The sequence below is a fragment of the Tepidibacter formicigenes DSM 15518 genome, assembly GCF_900142235.1.
GTDB lineage: Bacteria > Bacillota > Clostridia > Peptostreptococcales > Peptostreptococcaceae > Tepidibacter > Tepidibacter formicigenes.
In genome coordinates this window covers 1-3,842 of record NZ_FRAE01000111.1, presented here as the reverse complement: position 1 = coordinate 3,842, position 3,842 = coordinate 1, and the positions used below count along the sequence as shown (strand labels likewise).

The window sequence follows — 3,842 nt, the reverse complement described above, 5'->3', positions numbered from 1 at the left end:
AGTTTTTTAAATACAAAATCTACTTTAGGGTTTAATCTGCACATTATTTTCACCCTCCATTTTATATTTTTTTATATTATATCATAAAAACAAAAGTCAATATAAATATCACGAATGATTAAATCAATGTCATAAAATGTAATTTTTGCAATTCATGACTCTATATTAACAATTCATGACATATATGTTGATTTTATGAATTAAATTTGTTTTAATAATCTTGTCGCGACGGAGAAATTATTTTTACTAAAATACTAAGGAGGAATTATTAATGAAAGAATTAAAAATGAATGAAATGATGAATACAAACGGAGGAAAAATAAAAATACGTTGGAATAAAGACAGTGTAACATTCGGAATACCTTCACCTTCACCTACTTTAACTAATGATGATAAAGGTTCTACTCTAAGTTGGGGTACTCCATTAGGAAGTCTTGAAATTCATGCTGATGCTCCCCCTAAAGATCATAAGTGTCCTACAAAAAAAGAAATTGATGATAATGCAAAAAAATACGGAAGTTCACACGGATATTACGATGGTCATGGATATTAATATTTGATTACAATATAAGAACTAGATTATATAATCTAGTTCTTATATTCATTTATGTTTTTTATAGGAGGAAATATATTTAATGAAAACAACCAAAAGATATTATCCTAATATTTTTCATTCAATTATCATTATACTTTTTTATAATTCTATAATACCATTTATCTTAAAGAGTTTAATTTGTTTATTCCTATTTTTTTTTCAAGTTAAAATTTCTGTTAGTTTTAAGCCTCAACATTATTATTTAAATTTAATTATAAACATTCTTGCTTTTTTTCTATTAATTTATTATCTAAATAAAAAAAATAATTTAGAATTTAAAGATTTATTTTCAACAAAAACATTTTCTTATAATATCTCTATATGGATAATTTTGTTATTATTTGGAATGAGCTTTATTCTAAGTGAATTATTTAATTTATTACAATATATTCCTTCAAATGAAACACTTAATTCTATGGCTGAAAAAGAAATAAAGTTCGGTCAATTACCATCCTTAGGATTTTTTTTATCATTAGTTTTATTTGGTCCATTATTTGAAGAATTTATATTTAGAGGGATTATTTTAAAAGGTTATCTTGAAAATTATTCCCCAAAAAAAGCTCTTATTATTTCAGCTTTGGTTTTTGGGTTAGCTCATATGAATATATATCAATTTATAACAGCCTCTATTAGTGGATTATTCTACGGTTGGCTCTATTTAAAAACTAAATCAATTATTCCTTGTATATTTGCTCACTCAATTAATAACTCAATAGATTTTATAGTTATTAATTTATTACAAATAAAAATACCCAATTATATACTTATATCTGATACGTCTCAATTTCAGCCTTTATGGTTTGACATTTTAGGAATTGCTTTAGTTATTATTTCTATCTATCAATTGAAAAAGATATTTAAAAATTAAAGAAGAATGTGATTTTAAATCTAAAAATTAAAATAACATGTTAACTATTTACAAAATAAAACCTTAGCTAAGTTTTTATTTAATTCTTCTACTAATTTCCTTTAAAAATTTAGTCTTTGTTCTTTATATTAATTTGATGATGTTCATAACCCTTATGTATAAAAAATCTAAAATTAAAATAACCATGGCAAATGCCATGGCTACTTTTAACTCCTCAATCTATTAACTTCTTCTACAGAAAGTCCTGTTTTTATTGCTATTGTTTCATTATCTAAAACATCTAATAAATTCTTAGCTACTTCTTTTATTCCTTCTTCTCTTCCCTTTATCTGAGCAGTTTTGATTTCTGCTTTGTGAACCATCATAGCCTTTCTTTCATTTTCATATATTTCTCTTTCTTCCTTTTCTAAATACATTGTATCTAATTTCTCTATTGCTTTTTTTACACTTTCATCTACTTCTATCTCTTTTGGTATTTTTCCCTTTTCCATTTCATACGCTCTACATAAAAATGCGCTCCATCTATCTAGAGCTGTTTTTATTTCACTATATTCTTTTTTAAATTTTGATAGCTCTATAAAGTGCATTTCAAATAAATCACTAAACTCTTTTTTGCTCTTTTGATTATATATTTTATATACATTGTGAAAATCTTCTTCTTCTAAATAATCAAAATCCAATATATTTATTGATATTGTTTTTCTAAGTTCAAAATAATCTTCTCCGCTCTCTATTTGTTCTGAGTATACTTTTGCCCAGTAATACAATGCTCTTTTATCATAAAAACTTTGCTCTGCTATTTGCATTTCTATATCATACCATATCCCTTTTTCATCTACTGCTTTTATATCTAGTATACTCATTTTTCCTTTTATATAACTTGATAGATTGTATGGATTTTTTAGCTTTATATCCTTTACTTGATTTTCCTTTGATAATACCGAATTTATAAATGAAATTAATATATCTTTGTTTTCTTCACTTCCAAATAGTTTTTTAAATACAAAATCTACTTTAGGGTTTAATCTGCACATTATTTTCACCCTCCATTTTATATTTTTTTATATTATATCATAAAAACAAAAAGTCAATATAATTATCACGAATGATTAAAACAATGCAATAAAATGTAATTTTTAAAATTCATGATATTATATTGACAATTCATAACATATATGTTGATTTTATAAATTGAATTTGTTTTAATAATCTTGTTGCAACAATGAAGAAGTTATTAAATTAATTGCAAGAAAGAGATTATTTAGATTAGAAAATAATTAGATACTACTATTTTTAGTATATTTAATCTTAGCAATAACTATGATAATTCACTTTTATATTACTTATTTTTTAATAGGCTTAGCATATTTAAAAGCAATATTCCCTTTATATTTAGGTATAATTAATTTATCTTTTTTCTCTATATTAATTATTATATAGTCCTTTATTAAATTAAAACCATTTACTTCAGAAAGTACTCTTGGATTAAATGCATCACTTAGTGTTTTAGGATGTCCTATTGCTTTGATAACAAAAGGGCTATCATATTCATTATTATTGATTTTAATTTTCATTTTATTTACTTTTATTTTATTTGTTGAAATAACTCTTTCATTATTTACAGAAATAGCTTCTGCTCCAGCATGTTCCAATATATTTACAATTGTTATAATATCTGTATCATAAACTATCTTCTCTCTATCTTTTAAATCCTTATCTGCAACGGTTACAATAATGCCCTCTCCTTCAATATCTGTTTGACCTGTAATTATTTGAATATTTTTCATGTTTTCCATATCTTTCTCAGACAATATAAATCCTTTTACTTGTACAAATCCTACTATTACTAGAAATATTCCTATTATAACCATATATTTTATTATATTTTTATTAAATGATGGCATTATAAGTCATCTCCTAAATTTGTATTTTTCATACTATATAGCAAAAAACATTAATTTCGAGAATATTTTTAATTATATATTAAATTATAAAAAAGTTCCAAAATCTAAATATTTCGAACTAACATAACCAACTCCTCCGCCATTAACTTCCATCATTTCATTCATATTCATTTCTTTCATTAAAATCTCCTCCTTATAATATTTGTTATTTTAATCAGTACTGCAATTGTCGCGACAAAATTATTAAAACAAATTTAATTCATAAAATCAACATATATGTCATGAATTGTTAATATAACGTCACGAATTGCAAAAAGTATATATTTTAGCAATTCATAACTCTATATTGACAATTCGTGATATCTTTATTGACTTTTTGTTTTTATAATATATAAAATCACAACTCTGAATACATAAAATAGGAAATTTTAGAAAACAATTATTTAAATAAACCGAATATGTATTTAATTTCCCT

At 23.3% G+C, this 3,842-nt stretch carries 5 protein-coding genes; 2 read left to right on the top strand and 3 right to left on the bottom strand.

Going from position 1 to position 3,842, the window contains the following annotated elements:
- The first annotated feature begins 271 nt into the window (after window positions 1-271).
- Together BUA77_RS12820 and BUA77_RS14060 are read left to right on the top strand one after the other, a co-directional pair.
- Window positions 272-553 carry a hypothetical protein gene (locus tag BUA77_RS12820; protein ID WP_072890898.1) on the top strand — a complete coding sequence of 94 codons (282 nt, stop codon included), beginning with the start codon at window positions 272-274 and terminating at the stop codon, window positions 551-553.
- 373 nt (window positions 554-926) lie between these two features.
- Window positions 927-1,463, top strand: a complete 537-nt coding sequence (locus BUA77_RS14060) for a CPBP family intramembrane glutamic endopeptidase (RefSeq protein ID WP_159429001.1) — start codon at window positions 927-929, stop codon at window positions 1,461-1,463.
- A 206-nt stretch (window positions 1,464-1,669) separates the two neighbouring features.
- Here BUA77_RS14060 and BUA77_RS12810 read toward each other — a convergent pair whose 3' ends face one another.
- The 3 genes from BUA77_RS12810 to BUA77_RS13600 form a co-directional block, all read right to left on the bottom strand.
- Window positions 1,670-2,497, bottom strand: a complete 828-nt coding sequence (locus BUA77_RS12810; RefSeq protein ID WP_072890894.1) for an Rpn family recombination-promoting nuclease/putative transposase — start codon at window positions 2,495-2,497, stop codon at window positions 1,670-1,672.
- Window positions 2,498-2,806: 309 nt separating this feature from the next.
- Window positions 2,807-3,367, bottom strand: a complete 561-nt coding sequence (locus tag BUA77_RS12805; RefSeq protein WP_072890892.1) for a DUF881 domain-containing protein — start codon at window positions 3,365-3,367, stop codon at window positions 2,807-2,809.
- An 84-nt stretch (window positions 3,368-3,451) separates the two neighbouring features.
- Complete coding sequence (locus BUA77_RS13600) at window positions 3,452-3,547, bottom strand: bacteriocin (RefSeq protein WP_159429000.1); 96 nt, start codon at window positions 3,545-3,547, stop codon at window positions 3,452-3,454.
- Between the last annotated feature and the right edge of the window lie 295 nt (window positions 3,548-3,842).

What these genes read in the sequence shown, in the direction of transcription:
- BUA77_RS12820 (WP_072890898.1), top strand. Translation starts at nt 272, where the DNA reads ATGAAAGAATTAAAAATGAATGAAATGATGAATACAAACGGAGGAAAA.
- BUA77_RS12810 (WP_072890894.1), bottom strand. Translation starts at nt 2,497, where the DNA reads ATGTGCAGATTAAACCCTAAAGTAGATTTTGTATTTAAAAAACTATTT.
- BUA77_RS12805 (WP_072890892.1), bottom strand. Translation starts at nt 3,367, where the DNA reads ATGCCATCATTTAATAAAAATATAATAAAATATATGGTTATAATAGGA.
- BUA77_RS13600 (WP_159429000.1), bottom strand. Translation starts at nt 3,547, where the DNA reads ATGAAAGAAATGAATATGAATGAAATGATGGAAGTTAATGGCGGAGGA.